The organism is Plesiocystis pacifica SIR-1, from assembly GCF_000170895.1.
Lineage (GTDB): Bacteria > Myxococcota_A > Polyangia > Nannocystales > Nannocystaceae > Plesiocystis > Plesiocystis pacifica.
In genome coordinates this window covers 25,646-47,278 of sequence record NZ_ABCS01000069.1, presented here as the reverse complement: position 1 = coordinate 47,278, position 21,633 = coordinate 25,646, and the positions used below count along the sequence as shown (strand labels likewise).

At 71.5% G+C, this 21,633-nt stretch carries 13 protein-coding genes; 6 read left to right on the top strand and 7 right to left on the bottom strand.

The window, feature by feature from the left end; genetic code table 11:
• Window positions 1-8: 8 nt before the first annotated feature.
• The 5 genes from PPSIR1_RS44045 to PPSIR1_RS28200 form a co-directional block, all read right to left on the bottom strand.
• The gene (locus PPSIR1_RS44045; RefSeq protein WP_006974613.1) at window positions 9-1,328 is read right to left on the bottom strand and encodes a ferritin-like domain-containing protein; all 1,320 of its coding nucleotides are present in this window, start codon (window positions 1,326-1,328) and stop codon (window positions 9-11) included.
• Between the two features lie 51 nt (window positions 1,329-1,379).
• Window positions 1,380-2,114 carry a gp17 family tail completion protein gene (locus tag PPSIR1_RS28215; protein ID WP_157596063.1) on the bottom strand — a complete coding sequence of 245 codons (735 nt, stop codon included), beginning with the start codon at window positions 2,112-2,114 and terminating at the stop codon, window positions 1,380-1,382.
• Between the two features lie 313 nt (window positions 2,115-2,427).
• On the bottom strand, window positions 2,428-3,879 hold the full coding sequence (locus PPSIR1_RS28210) for a trypsin-like serine protease (protein ID WP_232296560.1): 1,452 nt from the start codon (window positions 3,877-3,879) through the stop codon (window positions 2,428-2,430).
• A 152-nt stretch (window positions 3,880-4,031) separates the two neighbouring features.
• Window positions 4,032-4,946: a DNA-3-methyladenine glycosylase family protein gene (locus tag PPSIR1_RS28205; protein ID WP_006974609.1), complete on the bottom strand. Its 915-nt coding sequence runs from the start codon at window positions 4,944-4,946 to the stop codon at window positions 4,032-4,034.
• Complete coding sequence (locus PPSIR1_RS28200; RefSeq protein WP_006974608.1) at window positions 4,943-8,470, bottom strand: carbamoyltransferase C-terminal domain-containing protein; 3,528 nt, start codon at window positions 8,468-8,470, stop codon at window positions 4,943-4,945. Before PPSIR1_RS28200 ends, PPSIR1_RS28205 begins: the two co-directional genes overlap by 4 nt.
• A 216-nt stretch (window positions 8,471-8,686) precedes the next feature.
• Between PPSIR1_RS28200 and PPSIR1_RS28195 the strand changes: the two genes are divergently transcribed.
• The 3 genes from PPSIR1_RS28195 (at window position 8,687) to PPSIR1_RS28185 (ending at window position 13,422) form a co-directional block, all read left to right on the top strand.
• Window positions 8,687-11,449 (top strand): molybdopterin-dependent oxidoreductase, encoded by a 2,763-nt coding sequence (locus tag PPSIR1_RS28195; RefSeq protein ID WP_045116903.1) that lies wholly within the window; start codon window positions 8,687-8,689, stop codon window positions 11,447-11,449.
• Between the two features lie 5 nt (window positions 11,450-11,454).
• Complete coding sequence (locus tag PPSIR1_RS28190; protein WP_045116910.1) at window positions 11,455-12,423, top strand: FAD binding domain-containing protein; 969 nt, start codon at window positions 11,455-11,457, stop codon at window positions 12,421-12,423.
• A 63-nt stretch (window positions 12,424-12,486) separates the two neighbouring features.
• Complete coding sequence (locus PPSIR1_RS28185) at window positions 12,487-13,422, top strand: radical SAM protein (RefSeq protein ID WP_157596062.1); 936 nt, start codon at window positions 12,487-12,489, stop codon at window positions 13,420-13,422.
• Between the two features lie 12 nt (window positions 13,423-13,434).
• On the opposite strand, the gene PPSIR1_RS28180 is transcribed toward PPSIR1_RS28185, so the two are convergent.
• A complete protein-coding gene (locus PPSIR1_RS28180; protein ID WP_157596061.1) occupies window positions 13,435-14,682 on the bottom strand; it encodes a PHB depolymerase family esterase in 1,248 nt (415 codons plus the stop codon).
• A gap of 154 nt (window positions 14,683-14,836) precedes the next feature.
• Between PPSIR1_RS28180 and PPSIR1_RS28175 the strand changes: the two genes are divergently transcribed.
• Entirely contained in the window at window positions 14,837-16,054 is a 1,218-nt protein-coding gene (locus PPSIR1_RS28175; protein WP_006974603.1) for a hypothetical protein, read from the top strand.
• 68 nt (window positions 16,055-16,122) lie between these two features.
• On the opposite strand, the gene PPSIR1_RS28170 is transcribed toward PPSIR1_RS28175, so the two are convergent.
• Window positions 16,123-17,079 (bottom strand): hypothetical protein, encoded by a 957-nt coding sequence (locus PPSIR1_RS28170; protein WP_006974602.1) that lies wholly within the window; start codon window positions 17,077-17,079, stop codon window positions 16,123-16,125.
• 473 nt (window positions 17,080-17,552) lie between these two features.
• On the opposite strand from PPSIR1_RS28170, the gene PPSIR1_RS28165 reads away from it, so the two are divergent.
• Together PPSIR1_RS28165 and PPSIR1_RS28160 are read left to right on the top strand one after the other, a co-directional pair.
• Entirely contained in the window at window positions 17,553-19,199 is a 1,647-nt protein-coding gene (locus PPSIR1_RS28165) for a radical SAM protein (RefSeq protein ID WP_006974601.1), read from the top strand.
• Window positions 19,200-19,529: 330 nt separating this feature from the next.
• The gene (locus PPSIR1_RS28160; RefSeq protein ID WP_006974600.1) at window positions 19,530-21,494 is read left to right on the top strand and encodes a hybrid sensor histidine kinase/response regulator; all 1,965 of its coding nucleotides are present in this window, start codon (window positions 19,530-19,532) and stop codon (window positions 21,492-21,494) included.
• The last annotated feature ends 139 nt before the right edge of the window (window positions 21,495-21,633 follow it).

Below are 21,633 nucleotides of genomic sequence, written 5' to 3'. Positions count from 1 at the left end.
CTCGTCACTCAGACCGCGAGCAGACGCGCCGCGCAGGGGGCCACGACCTCCGCGAGGCCCATTCGCCGCCAGCGCTGACGCATCGAGCGCGACGGACACCCGAGGCGGAGCATCGCCGAGGCCGACTCCTCGACCGCCTCTTCCAGCTCGTCCACGGCACACACCCGCGAGGCGAGCTCGGCCAGCTCCGCCCGCAGCTTCGGGTGCGCCTCGACGGCCCAGGCGACGAAGCGCCAGGCCAGCACGGCGTGGCTGCGCTCGTCGGCGGCGATCATCAGCATCGCGTGGCGCAGCTCGAGGTCCTCGCAGGCCTCGGCGGCCAGCTCGAGCTCGTGGGCCGAGAGGGTCTCGGCGACGCAGCCCTCGACGAAGGCGTCGCGGACGGCCGCGGCCAGATCCGTCACGCCCTCGAAGCCATCGCGGGTTGCGAGCGGTCCGGGCTCGACGGGGGCGCCGGCGAAGTAGGCCGCGAGGCCAAAGGCGACGCGGGCGTGACGGACCTCGTCCCCCGCGGCCTCCAGCGCGCCGAGGACCAGCTCCGGCGGCGCGCCGAGGGCCTGCAGCTGAGCGACGAAGCGGGCGAAGCTGGCGACCGAGGCGTGCTCGGCCAACGCGACGCGGCGCCAGTGCGCGGCGAGCCGAGCCCGGGTCGCGTCGTCGAGGGCCTCGGTGGGGGGCCTCGGGCTGAGCCGGGACCAGTCCCCCGCCCTGCCCTGCCCCATCGCCGCGACGCGCAGCCCGCCCTGGTCTGGCCGGAAGGGGCGGCCCTCGACCAAACCGCCCGTGTCGGTCTCCCACCACAGCTCGGCGACGACGAGCGAGCAGCACAGGCCGAGGTCCGCGTCGAAATAGGGGCCGCAGACCTCGATGTAGTCGTAGTTGGGCACGTCGGCGCACCACAGCGCCCCACACAGCCCGCTGGTCTCGCACAGCGCCTCGCACTCCCCCTCGGCGCCTTGGATGCACGCCGTGAAGATGTAGGGCTCGATGAAGGTGTCGGGGTTGATGGTGCAGTCGGGGTAGTCGTCGAAGGTCATCGAGTCGCCCTCGGTGACGAGGGAACACGGCGGATCTCCCGTGGTGCCCTCGTCCTCGGTGGCCGACGTCGACGTCCCCGTCCCCGTCCCCGTCGACGTCCCCTCGTCCTCGGTCGCGCCCTCGCCTGGACCATCGGTGTCGAGGTTGCCCGCGTGCGTCGTCACGCCGGCCTCCTCGTCCTTCGGGCCCTCCCCGTTGCACCCCGCGCTAGCGAGGAGCAGGGGCCCGAGGGCGGCGAGGAGCTCGGCGCGAAGGCGGAGGGTCGGGGAGGTCGACGCGCGAGAGGCCATGGCTACGGGAGTGCCACAGCTCGGCGTTTCGATCACGCGTGATCCCTTCGCTCAGGCCGACCCGGCCACCAACGTCGTTCCATCCGCGATGTCGAAGGAGATGGCGACCTCGGGAGGCTCGTTCTCCGAGTAGGCCGTGAGCCCGTCGCTGCCGCTTTGAAGGCGCGCTGACGCCCATCCACCGACGGCGAGCCACAGGCCGCTCTTTCCGGCCTCATCTTCGAGCCCGAGGTCAGCGAGCGCGCCCCAGAGGGCATCCGAGATCTGAGCCGCCTGCGCCCTCCGGACCGCCTCGGCAGCGACCTCGACGCTGACGCTGTGTTCGTCCCCGAGCGTGTCGTCGTCGAGGGAAGCGACGGCAGCGGGAACGCCAACCACAATCGAGAGCTCGTCGGCGTCCTCCACGTTGTCGACCGGAATGAGCGCGACCAACTCCAGAGCCCCCGCGTGCTCGGCGAGGCGCTCCGCGAGGGCAGCGGGGTCGACCCCTTCTGCGAACAGGGCGCGACCATGGACGACAGCTGCATGACAGGCTGCCCGACGGTCCCAGTCGGGCAGCTCGATGCAAGCCGACGACAGCGAGCCGCAGATGTCCTTGGACCCGCACAGCTCCTCGCACTCGTCCTCGGCTCCGTCGAGGCAAGAGGTGAGCACATAGGGCGCGCCGAAGCTCGCGTAGTTGATGGAACAGTCGCCGGGATAGTCCGCGACGGTCATCTCGTCCCCCTCGTACACCGTGCCGTAGACCGAGCCCCCAGCGTTCCCGCCCTCGTCGAGGGCGGTCATGTCCGCCGTGGTCGACACGTCCTCCCGCTCCTCGAGGCTGCGATCGCTGCACGCCGCGGTCGCCAGCAGCAAGGGGGCGATCGCGGCGAGGAGCTCTGCCCGGAGGCGGAGCGTCGGAGAGGTCAGCGTGGAAGGGGGGCGATTGGCACCTGAGTGCCACTGTCCCTCGATCCGATCACCAAAGACCACTCGAACGTCAGATACCGCTCTCCTTGGCCAACCGCGCCCTGAAGAGGCTCATGACGAGTTGGAGCCCCTTGCGCGTCCTTCGTAGAAAGCCTGCCTCCGACATTGCGTTTGCGAAGCGGTAGACCTAGATTTTGCGGGTTCGGCGCGAGCGCGCGAAGCCCAGCGCGAGCATCAGCAGTCCGAAGCCCGCACCCGCGCCGCGGCTGGGCTCGGCGCTCGAGCACGCGCAGCCCGCATCGCTGAGGCCGCCGTCGGCCCCAAACTCATCCTCACCGCCGACCTCGTCCGAGCCATCGTCAGACCCAGGCTCCTCGGGAGCCTCCGGGGCCTCTTGGTCGACGCCGATGCCGATCGAGGCCGACGCGGTCTCGTTGCCCGACCAGTCCACGGCGACGACGTTGAACACGTAGCTGCCCGGCGGCAGGGCCAGGTCCCACTCCCACGGCTCGACACCGTCGACGCCGTTGGGGATGTCCTCGCCCTCGAGCTGCAGGCGGACCTCCTTGACCCCGCTGCCCTCGTCCGCGGCCTCGGCCCGGATCGTCGCCGCGGCCGTGTCGGAGCCGTTGGTCTCGTAGGTGGTGCCGTCCGGCGGATCGACGATCTCGACGGTCGGCGGGACCTCCTCGGTCTCGAAGGGGTCGCCGCAGATCGATGAGATGCCGCCCTTGGGCGCGCCCGAGCTGCAGCCGTTGGCCCACGAGCCGTGGGGGGTGCCGGGGTCCGTGGGGAAGCCCTGGCAGTACGGCGTCGGGTTCCAGGTCCCGTCGGTGTCGTGGCAGGGCGTGAGGTCGATGCCCTCGGACGCGAGCTCGCCCTCGAACCAGTCCATGCCGGTGTGCATCATCGAGTAAAAGGCCGGGCCGCCGCACTCTTCGCTGAGGCCGTAGGAGGTGATGCCGAACACCCGCCAGGTGTCGTCGCCCCCGGCCTCGGCCGGCAGCCGCACGTAGGCCGGGCCGCCCGAGTCGCCAAAGCACGAGCTCTCCCCGCCCCCGCCGACGCTCGCCTCGTTGTTGTTGATGCCGTTGAGGGTGGTCCAGACCTCGGACTGGCGGCCGTACTGCGGGGTGATGTCGGCCTGGCCAAAGCCGACCAGCACGACCTCGCGCCCGGGGGTCAGCACGCTGGTCTCGCAGCCCATCAAGATGGGCACGATCGGCACGTCGAGGACGGGCTCGGCGAGCTTGCAAAAGGCCTGGTCCGTCCCGAGCCCGCCGCCACCGTAAGCGGGGTTCAGCTTGCAGTACTCGGTGGGCACCACGCGCGCGGCCAGGGCCCCCTGGCTGGCCTCGCCGAGGATGACGTTGTTGTAGTTGGCGCCGCAGTGGGCCGCGTAGATGACCACCTCGGGGTGCACCAAGGTGCCCGTGCAGCTGCCCAGGCTCACCGTCGTCGGCCAGGCGCACACCTCAGAATTCACACCGCCATAAATGTGAGTCTCGCTCGACTCACCGAGGACCTCCGGCATGGCGGGGGCTTGCGGCTCCCCGGCCTGGGCCGCGCCGCCGGGGACGAGCAGCAGCGAGGCAGATAGACCCAGACCGAGACCAAAACTCAAACGATCGACGCGCACGCTGCATCCTCGGCTGTTCTGGGCGAGTCCACAAGCGGCGCCGTGATGAGCCTCCCCACCTCGGTACTCGAATCGTTCGCGAAGTTCGGACAGTTTTCGCGAGGACCAGTAAAGCGTCGCAACAAAGACTCATCGCGTAATTGGCGTGATGCTCAGGGCCCCGAGCCGGGCTTGCGATGACCAAAGCGCGGCGCTCGTTGGCCGCTGGCCCACAGCAATTGCACCACGCGATAGCGCTGACCCGGCCACGCGTCGAGGAGCTCGAGCATGCGCGCGTCGTCGGCCCGGGCCTCCCCCGCCAGCGCCCACGCGATCATGGAAGGCATCTCGTAGTCGCCGACGATCACCGCGTCCGTATCGCCGAGGGCGTTGGCCCGCACCGTGCCGCTCGTCCACGGGCCGACGCCCCGCAACAGTTCCAGCTTGGCACCAAAAGCGGCAGGGCTGAGGGTCTCGGCCCAGCGCTCGATGGTCCGCTCCCGCGAGGCGACCTCGAGCAGCGTGCGGGCCCGCTTGCGCTCGAGACCGTGGGCCGCGAGATCGACGGCCCCGAGGGTCGCCCACTGCTCCTTGCCCGGCGGCACCACGAGCTCGCCGAAGCCGGCGCTCGGCCCCGGCGCCGGCTCCCCAAGGGCGCGGATCAGGCTGCGCTCGGAGTTGACCGCGTCGCGCCAGGCCACGCGCTGGCGGATCACCGTGCCGACGACGCAGTCGATCACGCGCGGGACCCGACCCATGCGCACGCCGGGGCGCTCGCCCTGGAGCCGGCCCAGCTTGCCTTCAAAGCGCGGCGGGCGATCGTCGGCGCCGAGCAGGGCCGGGAGACGATCGAGGAGCCAGCCCTGGGCCGCGGCGTCCCCCCAGACCTCGGCGTCCACGACACGCGCGCTCGCGTCGACGCGCAGGTGCAGGCTCGCCGGGCCCTCGGGCGTTCGGATCGCGCGCAGCAGCTCGGCCCGGCTCGGCCCGCGCGTGCAGGGGTCGCGCGCGCCCACGCCGATGATGTGCATGGAGGCCCACAGGTCGTAGGGCTCGTCACCCAAGGCCACGCGGCGACGCTGGCTCATCGCCGCAGCATCGAGCGGCGCACCAGGCAGTTGCCGAGCACGATCGCGTCGGCGCCCAGGCCCATGAAGCTGCGCATGGCCTCGAGGGGCGTGCACACGATGGCCTCGCCGCCGCGGTTGAAGCTGGTGTTGACGACCATCGGGACCCCGGTCTGCTCGCCGAAGGCCTCGAGCAGCGCGGCGTAGCGCGGGTGGTGCTCGGGGTGCACGACCTGCGGCCGCGTGGTCCCGTCGTGGTGGACGATGACCGGGACCACGGCGCGCTTGTCCTCGCGCACGGTCACGGCGAAGAGCATGAAGCGGCTGTCCCAGTCCTCCTCGAAGAACTCGCCCTGATGCCCGGCGAGCACCGAGGAGCCGAAGGGGCGCCAGGCCTGCCGGCCCTTCATGTCGTTGAGCCGCGGCTTGAGGTCCTCGCGGCGCGGATCGGCGAGGATGCTGCGCCCGCCCAGGGCCCGCGGCCCGAACTCCATGGGCCCCTGGAACCAGCACACGATCTGGCCGCCGGCGATGAGCTCGGCGGTCTGCCTGCCGACCTCGCGCAGGCGCTGGAAGGGCACGCGCATGCGCTTGAGCTGCTGGGCGATGGCGGCGTCGGTGAACGCCGGGCCGAAGTGGGTGTGGCCCATGTCCAGCCGGGGCAGCTCCCCGGTCAGCTCGCGGTGGGCGATGAGCGCGGCGCCGATGGCCGTGCCCGCGTCGTTGGCCCCCGGCGGCACGGCCATGTCCTTGGGCGCGAAGCGCTTGCGCAGCAGCCCGTTCATCTTGCAGTTCAGCGCCACGCCGCCGGAGTTGGCGAAGTTTTGCCCCTCCATGGTCTTGCCGACGTGCTTTTCGAGGTAGGCGATGACCGTGTCCTCGAGGGCCTTTTGGACGGAGGCCGCGAGGTCGTGGTGGGTCTCGAGCAGGGGATCCGAGCGCTTGCGGACGTCGTCGCCGAAGCGGTGCTGGGTGGTCCACTCCGAGAGCACCGGGGAGCCGTCGGCGTCGACGCCCATGCAGTCGGACACGTCGACGTTGGGGGTGCCCAGGGCCGCGAGGGCCATGGTCGAGCCCTCGCCGTGGGCGCCCATGCCGAGCACCTGGGTGAAGGTCTTGTAGACCCCGCCAAAGGAGCGATCGGGGCGCCAGGGCACGGCGTCGACGAGCTCGATGTCGTGGCCCTGCGCCTTCCAGATCGCCGCGGTCTCGAAGTCGCCGCGCCCGTCGATGGACAGGATCCACGCGTCGTCGAAGCCCGACAGGCCGTAGGCCGAGGCCGCGTGGGACAGGTGGTGGGGCACGTAGACCAGGGAGTTGGCGCGCATCACCGGCGGCGGCCGCCAGTTGACGCCGCCGTCCATGGCGTAGCGCATGCGCGCGGGGATGCCGTTGATGCCGACGATGTCGACGTCGTCCATGCTCAGGCCCTGGGAGGCGAGCACCCAGCGGATCGCCTTGGGCGGCCAGGCCTCCTCGATGCGCAGGCAGGGGTCGGAGGCCAGGGAGGAGCCCGGGCGGGTGGGGTGACGCCACGAGTAGTGGCGCTCCCGGGCCAGGCGCTCCTCCTCCACGGCGGCGACGAGCTTGCCGTCGACGAGCAGCGCGGCGGCGTGCTCGAGCAAGGTCACCGTGGCCAGGCCGAGGACCACCGTCGGCTTGGCGCTCACCGACGCGTCCCCGCGCTTGCGCGCGTCGAGGCGCCCCGGCGGCTCGGCGAGCACGCCCTCGAGGGCCCGCGGGCGCTGGCGCTTGCGGGCCTCGGCGAGGGTCAGGGCCTCGCGCACGAGCACCTTGCCGCCGACGCTGCCGTCGGTGTCGAGGATCGGGCGCAGGGCCTCGACCTCGCAGCGCTCGACGCAAAGCTGGCAGCGCACGCAGGCCGAGGCGTCGATGACCGGCAGGCGACGCGCGCCCTCGGAGCTGGGCTCGGCGAAGGACACGGCCCCCGTCGGGCAGATGCGCACGCAGTCCCCCGAGCCCACGCAGCGGCTCTCGTCGACCCAGATCGGCGCGTCGCTGGCCTCGATGGGGGCGCGCGCGAACGCGGGCCGGGTCCACGCCTGGAGGTTGACGCCGCGGATCAGGCTCTCGCCAAAGCGGGCCTCGATGTCCTCGGCGGTGGCCTCGGCGAGCTCGCCCTGGAACAGGGCGCGCGCGTTGGCGAGGGCCTCCCAGCTCGCGCTGCTGAGGATCATCGGCTCGCGCTCGTCATCACCGGGGAGCAGCTCGATGTAGCAGCCGACGTCCCGCCCAGGCTCGAGGCTCGCCGCCGGGTCGTCTCCGGCCGCCGCGCCCAGGAAGATCGTCAGCATGGGCTGCTGGTCCGGCAACACGATGCAGCCCTTGGCGTCGAGGGCCGCCCGCAGCGTCGCCCGGGCCTCCCCGGGGTCGTCGCCGCCCGCGGCTTCGGGGCGCAGATCCACGACGCCCGCGGACGTGGCCGCGTTGATCCGCGCCGCCGTGATCGCGCAGGTCCACGCCGCCCGCCGGGGCTCGCTGTCGGCCTCGCCGGCCCACAGCGCCCACACCTCAGGGCGCCCGTTGCTGCGCGCGTCGTCGAAGGTGGGCTCGTCGAAGCTGTGCCCCGCCGCGACCAGCTCCACGCTCAGGCCGGGGAGCACCGTGGCGTAGGCCTCCTCGATGCGCGAGGCGATGTCCGCAGGATCGGCCCCCGGCAAGGGCGAGACCTCGCACAGGGTGCCCTCGTCGCGGAACAGCACCCGGTAGTCGAACATCGGCATGCTCGCGAAGGCGTGGTGCAGCTCGTAGCTGGCGATGCTCTTGCCGCCCAGATCGCGGATCGAGGCGCTGGGCACCGTGGGCAGGAAGCTCGGCCGACCCTCGCGCTCGAACTGCATGGCCCACACCCCCAGGGCGCGGCCTTCGGCGTGCAGCAGCCCGGGCATGCCAGGGGGCGCCGGGGCGCCGTCGTCTCGAGACTCGAGGCTCCCCGGCCCGCGCAGGCCGAACAGCGGGTCCCCGCCGACGCGCGCGAAGGCCAGCCAGCCCCCGGCGACGTCCTCGATGGCCAGGCCCGGGCGGACGGCGTAGGGCGAGCCCTGCTCGAACACCTCGAGGCAGCCCTCGGTGGTCGGCAGCGAGGTCACGACGACCTGCACCCCGTCGCGGGCGCGCGCGGTGGCGATGGCCTCGGCGTGGCGCTGGCCCAGGGTCCACAGCTGCCCCGCGCTACCCACGAACACCAACGCCGCGCCGGCCTCGACCAAGGCGGCGAGACCCTCCGCGGGCAGCTCGTCGACGCCGCCCTCGAGCAGCAAGGTCCGCTCCCCCTCGCGCAGGCGGTTTGGCTTGCCCTCCTTGCGCACCAGCACGAGCACGGGCGCATCCGCGCGGACGCGGCCGTCCTCGTCGACGCAGCCCAGGGCCGCCAGCAGCTCGCCGCGCAGCAGCTCCAGGCGGCGCTGACCCGGAGCGCCAAACACCGCCGGGAGCTTGGTCCCGCCCTCCCCCGCGGCGATCGCCCGCAGGTGGGCGCGCAGCGCCTCGTCCTCGCTCGAGCCGGGCTCTACCCGGTCAGACACCGTTCCAGGCCAGTTCGTGGTCACCTGGAGGGGACCATACCAGCGCCGCCGGGCCCCACGGGCCGAAAAAGCCCGGCGCCAGCGCGCCTTCAAATTGACGCGATTGGCACGTGCTTTGGCGCGTCATGCGAGCGCGCGAAGGGCTCACGGCGGTAGCGTTGTGGCGACGCCCCCGGCACGGACCCCTCCGCCGGCCGGGGAGCGCGAAGGACGATCATGGCCACAGCTGACCCGGAACTCATCCAGATCCGTACGCGCGTCAACGGTGAGGCGCGCTCACTGACCCTCGACCCCCGCGCATCAGCCGCGGATGTCCTGCGTGAAGACCTCGACCTGACCGGCACGAAGATCGTGTGCGCCGCCGGGGTCTGCGGAGCCTGCACGGTGATGATCGACGGCATGCCCGCGACGGCGTGCACCTTGCCGGCCTGCGCCCTCGCGGACGCCGAGCTGCGCACCGTCGAGGACATGGGCCGCGACATCGGCGGGGGGCTGCACCCGATCCAAAAGGCCTTCCTCGTCCACGACGGGCTCCAGTGTGGCTACTGCACGCCGGGCTTCATCGTCGAGTCGATCTCCTTTTTCGATCGCTGGCGCGCCAAGGAGGGCAAGACCGAGCCGCCCCGGGACGCCATCGCCCACGCGCTCTCGGGTCACCTGTGCCGGTGCGGGGCCTACGTGGGCATCTACGCCGCCGTCGCGGCGGCCTGTCGCGGGGACTTCGACGGCGACGCCCTGCCCGACTACCCGCGCCACGACGGACCGCAAAAGGTCACGGGCGCGGCCCGCTACACCACCGACGTCCGCTACCCCGGCATGCTCACGGCCAAGTACCTCGGCTCGGCCCACACCCACGCGAAGGTCCTGGCCATGCGCTTCGAGGCCGCCCTGGCCGTCGAGGGCGTGGAGGCGGTCCTCGACGTGCTCGACGATCCCCACCGCGTGGCTCGCTACGCCGGCCAACCAATCGCGGCCGTGGCCGCCGTCGACGAGGCCACGGCCGCCCGCGCCCTCGCGCTCATCGAGGTCGAGTACGAGCCCCGGCCCTTCGTCGTCGACCCCTACGAGGCCCTGCGCGAGGGCGCCCCGGAGGTGTTCCCCGAGTCGAAAAAGCACCCCGCCAACGCCTCCGAGGGCCCGATCCCGCCGGCGACCTGGGAGGGCAACCTGCGCAAGCCGATGCTCAACAAGCTGCTCTCGAGCCACAAGGGCCGGGCGCACGACAAGCTCGCCCGGGCCCAGGCCGGCGAGGACGGGCTGGTCCTGGTCGAGGGCACCTACCACACCGCCGGCCAGAGCCACACCTCCCTCGAGCCGCACTGCTGCGTCGCCCGCTGGACCGACGAAGGGCTGACGGTGCACACCAGCACGCAGTCGGTCCACCTGCTCATGCAAGAGCTGGCCGAGCACTACCGGCTCAAAGAGAGCCAGGTCCTCGTGCACGCCGAGTTCGTCGGCGGGGCCTTCGGCGGCAAGCAGGGCCTCCAGCTCGAGACCACCACGGCCGTCGACCTGGCCAGGGCCACGGGCAAGGCCGTGCGCCTGGTCCACGACCGCGAAGAGGAGATGGTGTTCGGCGGCTACCGCCCGCTGACCCGCATCGAGCTGTCCGCGGTCACCAACGCCGAGCTCGAGCCCCTGGGCCTGACCATGCGCGCCTACGGGACCGCCGGCGTTGCCGTGCAGTCCCAGGCCGCGCCCTGGGTGCGCATGACCTACGCCGGGCCCAAGGACCTCGAGGACTTCGACGTCACCACCAACACCAGCCCGGGCAAGCCCATGCGCGCGCCCTCGGGTCCGCCCGCGTTCTGGGCCCTCGAGAGCCTCGTCGACGAGGTCGCCCACGCGACCGGCAGCGACCCCGTCGCCCTGCGCCGCAAGTGGGACGACTCCGAGGTCCGCCGCGGCCTCTACGACTGGGCCGAGTCCCTCCCCGAGTGGCAAGGTCGGCCCAAGGCCGGCAGCCAGCGCGGGCGCATGGTCTCGGGCGTCGGCCTGGCCATCGGCAACTGGTTCAACGCCTTCCACAACGCCACCAGGGTCCAGCTCGACGCCGGCCCCGAGGGCGTCGTGGCCCGCTGCGCCGTCCAGGACATGGGCAACGGCTCGCGCTCGGTCATCGCCAAGGCCGTGGGCGAGACCCTCGGGCTGCCCTTGCGCGAGGTCGCGGTCGACCTCGGCGCGTCCAACCTGCCGCCGGGGCCCAACTCGAGCGCCAGCCGGACCACGGCCTCGATCTACCCGACCTCGCTGCAGGCCGCCGAGATGCTCCAGGCCAAGCTCGTCGCCGCGGCCAAGAAGGCCGGCCTGCGCCACCCCAAGTACGGCCTCGACGCGGCCTCGGGGCGCGGCGGCATCGCCCACGACGGCGGCTTCGTGCCCCTGTCCGAATTCCTGCGCGGGCTCGAGGCGCCGATCCGCGTCACCTCCAAGCGGCGCGGGGGCAACAGCACCTTCGACCTGCTCGGGGCCATGCCCTCGGGGCGCATGGGCATCAGCGTGTACCCCAAGATGACCGGCTCCCTCGCGGTCGTGTCCGTCGAGGTCGACACCCTGCTCGGCCGCGTCTACCCGCGCAAGGTCTGGCTGGGCCTGGCCTCGGGCAAGATCGTCAACCCCGAGCTCGCCCGCAGCCAGGCCTACGGCGCGGTGATCCAGTGCCTCGGCGCGGCCCTGACCGAGGAGCGCCACTACGACCCGGCGACGGGTTTTTTGCTCAGCGCCAACCTCGAGGACTACCGCATCCCGGGCATCGCCGACATCCCGCCCATCGAGATCTTCTTCGACGAGGGCGGCTTCGAGGGCATGAAGGGCGGCGCGTGCGGGCTGTCCGAGCTCGCCGTGCTGCCCACGGTCGCGGCCGTCGGCAACGCGGTGTTCAACGCGACGGGTTGGCGCCCCCGCGACGTCCCCCTCCGACCCCAGCGCGTGCAAGAGCACGTCGCCCACCTCGCCCACTCCAGTCAGGAAGCCGGTTGATCGCCATGTCTGCCTACACCCGAGCCAAGACCATCGAGGACGTGACCCAAAGCGGCGCCGAGCTGCGCGCTGGCGGGACCGACATCCAAGAGCGCCTGCGCAGCGGCGTGACCTCCCTGCCCATCGTCGACGTCGCCGCCATCCCGGGCCTCGACGGCGTCGAGCTCCATGACGACAGGGCTGGGATCGGCGCGCTGGTGTCGATCCGCGCCGTCGGGGCCCACCCCGAGCTCCAGCGGCGCTACCCGGCCCTGACCCTGCCCGCGCAGCTCCTGGCCACGCCCCAGGCCCGGCTGCGCGGGACCATGGGCGGGGTCCTGTGTCAGCGCACGCGCTGTTGGTACTACCGCAGCCGGCACATGCCCTGCCCCAAGAAGGGCAACGCCGAGCGCTGCCCCTCGCGCGCGGGCAACCACCACTTCGGGGTCGTGTTCGACTTTGGGCCCTGCGTCTATCCGCACCCCTCGTCGATCGGCTGCGCGCTGCTGACCTACGACGCCGAGCTGAGCGTGACCGGGCGCGGGCGCATGCCCGTGGCCGAGCTCTACGGCGACGGCTCGGCCTTGCGCGACCACTCTCTGGATCCCGGCGAGATGATCACCGCGATCCACATGCCCGCCGCCGCGGCGGGGGAGCGCGGCGGCTACCAGCGCCTGATGAGCCGAGCCCTGGCCGAGTGGCCGCTGGTCGAGGTCGTCGTGCGCCTGGTCGTCGAGGACGGCGTGGTCCGTTTGGCTCGGGTCGGGATCGGCGGCGTCGCCAACGTCCCCTTCCGGCTGACCGAGGTCGAGGAGGCCCTCGAGGGCGAGGCGGCGACGGACGCCGAATTCGAAGCCGCCGCCAAGCTGGCGACGACTCGGGCCAAGCCCCTGCCGCAGACCCAGTACAAGCTCCCGATGGTCGAGGCCCTCGTGCTCTCGACCTTGCTGCAGGCTCGGGACGAGGGCGGCGGCGACCTCGACTTCGCCATGTGAGCGCCGACCCTCGCGCTGACTCTCGCATTGACGGAGCGGGAGGCGCGGAGCACAGTGCCTCCCGTGCCTCGCTTGATGCTGCGCCTGACCACGGACTGCAACAGCGGCTGCCACCACTGCACCGTCGCCGACGTGCCCGCGGACCAGACCCGCGCGCCCCGGGAGGCCCTCGCCGAGCTCGTCCAGGCCCGCAAGCAGGGCTCCGACGAGCTCGTGTTCATGCGCGGCGAGCCGACCCTGCGCCCGGACCTGCCGGCCCTGGCCAAGGCCGCGCGCAAGGTCGGCTACCGGCTGATCCAGATCCAGACCAACGGCCGGCGGCTGTGCTACGCGCCCTACCTCGACAAGCTGCTCGCCGCCGGGGTCGACTACTTCGAGGTCTCCCTGTTTGGGGCGACAGCGGCCACCAACGACGCCGTCTCCGTCGAGCAGGGGGCCTTCGAGCAGACCCTCGCCGGCCTGCGCCTGCTGGCCGAGCGCGGCGTCCAGAGCGGAGGTCGCGTCGGCACGCTGGTGACCTTCGCGGTCTTGCGCGCCAACCTCCACGAGCTCACCGCCGCGGCCGAGCTCGTCGCCGAGCTCGGGCTGTCGCGCCTTCAGTACAACTTCACCCGCCCCGTCCGCGTCGACGGGGCGTGGCGCCGGGAGGTCCTGGCCCGCCTCGACGAGGCCGGGCCGCCCCTGCGCGCGGCCATGGCCCGGGCCCGGGAGCTGGGCCTTTGGGTCTCGACGGAGGCCGTGCCCCTTTGCCAGCTCGACCCGGCCGACCGCGGCGCGGCGGAGCAAGCTCGGGACTTCGCCGAGGTCCGCGTGGTCGACTTCCACCAGCGCCACGAGAGCTTCGCCCAGCACCACCGGGTCGCGCGGCCCCTGGGACCGCGCTGCCCCGAGTGCGCCGTGGTCGATCGCTGCCCGACGACCTGGCGGGCCTACCAGGAGCTGTTCGGCACGGACGAGCTGCGGCCCCTCGCCGAACCCGACGCCGACGTGCCGAGCTGAGCCGAGCCGCGCTCACTGACACTCGGAACCGCCGCACTCGCCCACGCGCTCCATCGCCGCGCCGGCCCCCATGGCGCACCAGTCGGGCCACGGCGAGGGCAGCTCGTCGTAGTCGTCGTAGGGCGAGTAGCCGTCCTCGAGCCAGTAGGGGTGGGCGAGCATGAACTCCCAGGCGGGGGCGAAGGTCGGGAGCTCGGGCTGGTCCTCGGGGACCTCGAAGGGCGGCGTGGCGTGGGTGCAGTTGTGGATGCACTCGAGCACCGGGTGGCCGTTGGCCTCGAGCACCTCCTCGAGCTCGACGGAGGCCACGGCGAAGTCGATGAGGATGCAAAAGTCGTCGCGGCCGCCCCACAACACCAACGCCGGCATGACGTTGCCCCCGGCCTGCCACGGCTTGATCAGCCCGCCGACCCCGCCCGACAGCGAGATCATGCTCGACAGGCGCTCGCCGTGGCGGCTCGCCAGCATGCTCGTGAACATGGCCCCGGCGCTCACGCCCATGGCCGAGACGCACTCCTTGTCGACGCTGTACTGCTCGGCCACGCAGGCGAGCACGTCGTCGAACATCTGGAAGTCCTCCTCCATGATGAAGTCGAGGTCGCTGACGGCGAAGGGCCACTTGAAGGGGACCAGGTCCTCGACCTCGCGGCCCTCGGGGATCACGGCGATGAAGCGGTAGTAGTCCGCCGCGTACTGGACCTCGGCCTTGTTGAAAAACGAGTTCGCCGAGGCGCCGAGCCAGTGGTACATGAACATCACCGGGAGCTCCTCGCCCTCTCGGATGTCCGTGGGCGCGACCAGGATGAACTCCCGGGCGCCGCCGCCGGTGTCGAACACGTTCATCTCCCCGGGGATGAAGCCGGGGCACTCTCCGGCGTAGGTCGGCAAAGGGGGCGCGAGCTCGGCCCCCTCCGGCGGGGCCGTGCCGCACAGGGGCAAGCGCGGGGGCGGACCTCCGCCGGTCTCGCTCGACTCCGTCGTGTCGGTCTCGGTGCTGTCCGTGGACTCGGTCGACTCCGTCGACTCGGCCGATTCCGTCGACGTCGACGTCGACTCGGTCGACTCCGTCGACTCGCCGCTGCCTTCGGTCTCCGGGCTGGTCTCGGTCTCGGGCGCACCGACCTCATCGTCGCCAGTGGGTCCATCGTCGGCGCAGCCGAGGCTGCCGAGGGCGAGCGCCCCCAGCAGCGCGCAGCGCCTTGCCCAGGGGGTGCCCGCCGTCACGAGGGAGAGGTCCTGGACAGCACGCGTCGTCAACATGGAGACCAGTCTACCCCGCTCTTCCCCGCTCGGTGACGCCTCATCGCCCATGGCCTCTGCCGGCCGCGTGGGCGATCCACGTCCGCAAAACACGGGTCCCCACGGGGCCACAATCGATCCACGCCGCGGCCGCCGTTCATGCTAATTCGGCGCCATGGCCACTATCGAGATGCCCGCCTTCGACGCCCCGGACGACAGCTGGCTCGTCTACGCCGACGCCCTCCAAGCCGCCGGCGATCCTCGCGGCGAGCTGATCGCGATCAACCACGCCATCGCGACCAACACGGGCGCGAAGGGGCAGAGCTCCAAGTCCGAGCGCGCCGCCCTGCTCAAAGAGCACGCCGAGGCCATCTACGGGTCGCTCGGGGATCAGCTCGGCCCCTTCGAGATCGAGTGGAAGTGGTGCGTGGTCGAGCGGCTGACGCTGACCGTGGAGCCCAGGCACGACCTGGCCGCCCTCGCCAAGGCCCTGCTCGCCTCCCCCATCCTCGAGCAGCTCCAGGCCCTGCGCCTGGTCGTCAAGACCCCCACGGAGACCGTCGTCAAGCTCGGCCCGGTGCTCGAGACCCTCGCGGCCGGCTTGCCCGAGAGCTGCACCAGCCTCGAGATCATCGACGAGCGAGCCCAGCGCTCGCGCATCCTCGTGTCCGCCGACTACGACCCCAGCTCGAACCTCGTCGAGCTCGGCAGCCTCGACACGCTGTGGTCGATGAAGCAGCTCGAGAGCCTTCGACTCGTCGTCGCCGACACCGAGCAGATCGAGCTCGGCACCATCGACGCCCCCGCGCTGCGCGAGTTCGCCTTCCTCGGCCTGCGCTGGGCCCAGCCTTACAGCGGCTCGAGCCGCATGGCCCAGACCCTCGCCGAGGCCAGCTGGCCCAAGCTCGAGTCCCTCGCCCTGCGCATCCCCGAGACCTACACCTACAGCTGGCCCGAGCAGTACGGCGCCTACCGGCCCGTCGCGCGCTACGACGAAGAGAACGAGTACTACGACGACTACTACGACGACGACGGCTACCACGAGGACGTCAACTGGTCCGCGGAGTTCGGCGGCCTGCTCCAGGCCCTGCGCAAGACCCCGCTGCGGCGCCTGTCCATGACCTCCTTTGCGAGCAGCGCCAACCTCCTGCGCGCGTTCTCGGACCACGGCCTCCCGGAGACCCTGAAGGTCCTCGACCTGAGCGAGAGCGACCTCAACGACGAGAACGTCGAGTGGTTCACGAGCAACGCGGGCCTGCTCGCCCAGCTCGACAGCCTCGATCTGAGCGACACCCTCATCAGCGACCCGAGCCCGCTCGCGGCCCTCGACTGCGAGGTCGTGCACAGCACGGGCTCCGGCGCCCGCTACCGCTTCTCCGTGGGCATGGAGTGAGCCCGATTTAGACCAAACAAAAGGCTCCGAGGGCGCCCTCGGAGCCTTTGTGTTTGGTTGACCCGCGCTCAGGGGGTCATGTCCAGGGTGCCGACGAGGCCCACGAGCTGGAAGTCGATGTCGACGGCGAGCGGGTCGGTGATCATGAACACGTCCATGGCCATGACGAAGTCCGGGTCGTCGAAGTCGATGGTCAGGGAGTCCCCGGCGTCCAGGGTCTCGACGGTCATGATCGGCAGGTTGCCGTCGAGCTCGAGCAAGCTGGGCTCGCCGGGCATGCCGCCCACGGCCGCCTCGATGTTCGCGGTGGTCAGCACCGGGTGGGGCGCGTCGGTGTCTCCGCTGGCGATGCCCGCGTCGTGGTCGCCCTGGTCGTGGTCAAAGCCGACGGGGAAGGCGTCGCCGGCGTTGGTCATGGTGAACTCGGTCAGCGAGACGTCGGCCGAGATCAGGAAGTTGAGCTGGCAGACCTGGTCGAGGATGTCCTCGATGTCGAGGGACACGACCTCGACGCCGACCACCGCCGCGTCGTCGTCGAGCTGCACGAGCACCTCGCCGCCGGTGACCACGATGTCGACGGGGATGTTGCAGCCGCCGAGGTTCGAGTCGGCCACCGCGCTGCTCATCAGCGAGCCGCCGCCCATGGTGAAGGCCATGACGTCGCAGACGTTGCCCTCGCCGTCGCCGTCGAAGTCGAGCTGGTTGGGGTTGGCGGTGTTGGGGCAGTTGTCGTCGGCGTTGATGATGCCGTCCATGTCGGCGTCCCCATCGGCCGCCGTGGTCTCGCTGGGACCCTCGTCGGTGGTCTCCCCGTCGCTCGTCGACTCCTCGGTCGTCTCCGTGGACTCCTCGGTCGTCTCCCCCTCGGTCGTCGCGTCCGTCGAGCCCTGATCCATGTCCCCCACCTCGTCGTCGGTGGTGCTTTCGTCGGCTTCGTCGTTGTCGCCGTTTTCCGTGCCCGCGGTGTCACCGACTTCGTCGTCGCCGCCGACGTCACCGTCATCGGCGCATGCAACTGCGTTCAAGACCAAAGAGAGAGAGAAGAGACCAAGTGCCAAAGGAGAGCCAGCTCGAGACATACTGTGCCACATATCACGTCATGCGCGCTTTTGGCCAAGCAAAAGCCACAAAACCGACCTGCCCCGGGGCTGGGTCGCTGGCGGGTGGGATCTCCAACCAGAAATGACGCGACGCCGCGTGCTCCACGCCAATCGAGCGCGAGCGGTCCTTGCTCCCGGGCGCCCCGCAGAGGATCGCGGCGCGCTCCGTCGATGCAGCCCAACTCGAAGCGCTCGCGAAGCGCGGGTCGTCTCGGCCATGGGCGAGTCGACGCCCTCGGCTCTCGCTACCGGCGGCGCGAGCCGAGCTCCGCCACCCCCATCGAGTCCTCCCCCAAACCTCCGCGTGGGTGAGCCTGGACCCAAAGCGCGAGCAACGCGACGCCTGGGCCGAGCAGGCCCGGTGGTAGACTGCGTTCGTTCAGCTTCGGCCAACGCCCATGGAACCCAAAGAGCGCTTCGAGATCCAGCTCAGCCACGTCTGCAACAACCGCTGCGTGTTCTGCGTGAGCGGGCAGATGACCGAGATGCGCAAGGCCAAGCCCACGCCGCTGCCCGACGTGCTGGCCAAGTTCGACGAGGCCCGGGCCAAGGGCATCACGAAGGTCACGATCATGGGCGGCGAGCCGACGATCCACCCGACCTTCTTCCCGACGGTGAAGTACGCCCTCGAGCTCGGCTTCGAGACCATCGTGATCTTCACCAACGGCACGCGCCTGGACAAGCAGGACTTCATCGACCGGATCATGGCCGTCGGCAAGGACCGGCTGCGCTGGCGCATCAGCATCCAGGGCTGGGACCAGGAGACCCACGACGCGACCACCAAAAAGCCCGGCGCCTTCGCCAAGATCATCAAGGGCCTCGAGACCCTCAGCGCCCTGGGCCAGCACATCTCCTGCAACATGTGCGTGGTCGAGCAAAACTACCGCTCGCTGACCAAGCTCGCCGACTTGGTGGTGAAGTACGACATCCAGCAGGTCCACCTCGACATGGTCCGGCCCAAGGACTCCGGCGTGCGCACCGAGGACTACCTCGACGGCATCATGCCCGACTACGCCGATCTGGGTCGGGTGATGCGGCAGATGTTCGAGGACCTGGCCGTCAAGGCCCCCGGCTTCGACATCAACGTCGGCAACCTGCCCTTTTGCCAGCTGCCCGACTGGGCCCAGCGCATCCACCACGGCGGCAACCGGACCTACACGGTCTCAGCCGAGGGCGCGGGCCGGCTCTCGGTGGTCGCGTGGAACAAGTACGAGAACAAAAAGAGCGACAAGATCAAGCTCGACTCGTGCGACTCGTGCGTGTTCGAGCGGCGCTGCGACGGCTTCTTCAGCCTCTACGCCAAGCGCCGCGGCACCGAGCAGTTCCTGCCCGTGTCGCGCGAAAAGCTGCGTCGCTCGGACCCGGGCCAGCGCACCTTCGTCCACCAAATCGACGCGGCCCTGGTCGCCCTGGCCAGCCAGCGCTTCGAGGGCTGGTGGCTGCACGGCGCCGACGACAGCGAGTTCGACTGCTGGGCCCGGCAGTTTTGGGTCCACGAGGACGGCGGGCGAGCGACCCTGGGCTTCTTCCCCGCGGCCGACGAGGGCGGCGGCGACGGAGAGCACCGCGACTTCGTGATGCGCATCGAGGGCTGGACCGGCGTGTCCGAGGACCAGCTGCTCACCCTCGGCGCCGGCGTGTTCGAGCGCATGGTCGAGACCCTGGGCAAGGAGGCCGCCAAGGCGCCCCTGAGCGCGCCCAGCCGCGAACGCTTCCGGGCCCGGCGAAAGCTCGGCCACGACGACAGCAAGCTCGGCGCGGCCGTGCGCGGCGGCGTGGCTCGCCTGCTGCGCGACGATCACCTGGCCGAGGCCTGGCGCGTCCACCAAAGCCGCGACCGCCGAGAGGGCGACGGCTTGAGCATCGAGTTCACCGGCCCCGCTGGCGCGCGGGCGACCCTGCACCTGACCGGGCGCGACGCGAACATCTCCGGGCGCTGGGACTTCGGCAACGGCCACGCCGTGGCCAAGCGCGCCCTGGCCGTCGAGGTCGGCAAGCGCCTCAAGCCCCGGCGACCGGCGACCTCCGCCCGCGCCTCGAGCTGAGAGGGCGTGGCCTCGTCCTCGACGACTGAACTCGAGGCTGCCTCCGATCGCTTCATCCGTGACCGCGTCGACGCGGCGGGAGTCGGAGAGTGCCTGCTCTACTGAGCGACACCACAGACTGCAGCTGCGCATCGAAGCCCGCCCTCACTAACAGAACGCGTCATCTGCGAGCGCGCCGCGTTCGACCGATCTCCCAACCCCAAAGCGGGCCTGACTCGACGATCGGAGCGCTCGCAGTCTCGGAGGACTGCCCACATTCGTGAGCTGAGTGCTTCGCGACAAGTTCCCGCACATTGCGCTCGTGGGCGTCCTGCGATAATCGAGCGCGGCATGGATGGTTCGGCGAAGGCTCGCGGCTCCCGCGAGCACGGCATGCGCACGCTGCTGTGGTCGAGCAGCGACGCCGTGCTCGTATACGCCGACGTCGATCCACGGCGCGCTCGCTTCATCGACGCCAACCCCAAGGCCCTCGACCTCTTCGGCCTGCCCCGCGAGCGCCTGGCCGCGCTGCCCGAGGCCGAGCTGCTGCGCTGGGTCGACGAAGAGCGCGTCGAGCTGCGCCTCGGCGACGGCGCGAGCTTGACGGTCGTGGCCACGCAGGTCCACCCAGAAGGCACCGGCGAGCGCTGGCTGCTGCTCCGCGATCCCACCGCGCGACGCGTCGCCGAGCGGACCCGGACCGAGCTGCGCGACAGCAACCGCCTGCTCCGGGCCTTCACCGACGCGGCCTTCGAGGCCGTGTTCATGTACAGCGGGGGGGTCATCCGCCTGGCCAACCGCGCCGCCGAGAGCTACGCGCGCGTCGAGCCCGGCGGCCTCATCGGTCGCCAGCTCGCCGACTTCATCGCCCCGCGCTGCCGCGGCGAGATCGTCGCCCAGGTGCGCAGCGGCAGCGGCGAGCCCTTCGAGACCTGGGCCGTGCGCGCGGACGGGCAGGAGTACCCCGTCGAGGTCCGGCCGCACACGACCACGGTCACCCTCGAGGGCGGGACCCTGCACGTGGCCGCGATGCGCGACCTGACCGAAGAGCGCGCGCTCCAAGAGCAGCTGCGTCGAACCCAGCGCATGGAGGCCCTCGGCCGCGTCGCCGGGGGCGTCGCCCACGACTTCAACAACCTGCTCTCGGTGGTCCTCAACGCCACCGAGCTCGCCTGCCTCGACCTCGAGCCTCGCCACCCGAGCCGCGTCGAGCTCCAGGCCGTGCTCGACGCGGCCCGGCGGGGCACGGAGCTGACCCGTCAGCTGCTCGCCTTTGGCCGGCGGTCCACGGGCCGAGCGGGCGAGCGCGCCACGCCGGTCATCGACGCGAGCGAGGTCGTCGCGTCGATGCACGCCATGCTCCGTCGGCTGCTCGGCTCCAACATCGCCCTCGAGCTCGAGCTCGACGATCGAGACCTCGGCCAATACCTCCAGCTCGAGGCTAGCCAGCTCGAGCAGCTGATCCTCAACCTCGCCCTCAACGCCCGGGACGCCATGCTCGCCCGGGCGATCGACGGCCCGGCCCACACCGCCAACACCCTGAGCCTGCAGCTGCGGCGGCGCGAGCTCGGCGAGGTCGAGCTGCGCGCGCTCGACTGCCCGGGCGCCCCGCTCCACCCAGGACCCCACCTCGAGCTGCGCGTGCGCGACCAGGGCACGGGCATGGACGCCGAGACCCGGGCCCGCATCTTCGAGCCCTTCTTCACCACCAAGCCCGCCGGCGAAGGCACGGGCCTGGGCCTGGCCACGGTGTTCGCCGTGGTCCAGGAGGCCCGCGGGGCGATCACCGTCGACAGCGAGCTGGGCGTGGGCACGACCTTCACCTGCCTGCTCCCCCTCGCCGATCCCCCCGAGAGCGCCATCGACACGGAGCACGCCTTGCACGGCGAGCCCGAGCTCGAGCCCGAACTGGACGCGGCCGAGACCGCCGAGGCCCCTCGCCGCAGCGTCCTCGTGGTCGAGGACGAGGCGCCCGTGCGCCGCATCGTCGCCGCCTTGCTGCAGCGCGCCGGCTACACCGTGGTCGAGGCCGAGGGGGTCGAGGCCGCCCTCGAGCTCGCCCGCGCGCGCCCGGTCGACGTGCTGCTCACCGACGTCGTCATGCCCGTGTTCGACGGCCTCGAGCTCGCCAAGCAGCTGTGCTCCAACGACCCGCAGCTGCGCGTCGTGTTCACCTCGGGCTACACCCGCGACGAGCTGCTCGGCGCCAACCCGCGCTGGGCCGCGGCGCCCTTCCTGGACAAGCCGGTGACCCCGGCGGCGCTCCTCGGCGCCATCGAGGCCGCCCTCGCCGGGCCCTCGCCCTCGCTGGCCTGACGCGCTGCTGAACATCGCCCCGCGACCTCAGGCACGCGGCGATGTTCAGCAGCTCGCGCGCCGGGCCCCACCGAGCGCACCTCCAGGCCCGCCCACGAGCCTTTGGCGCCCCCACTCGCAGGCCAGGCCCTGCCGCGCT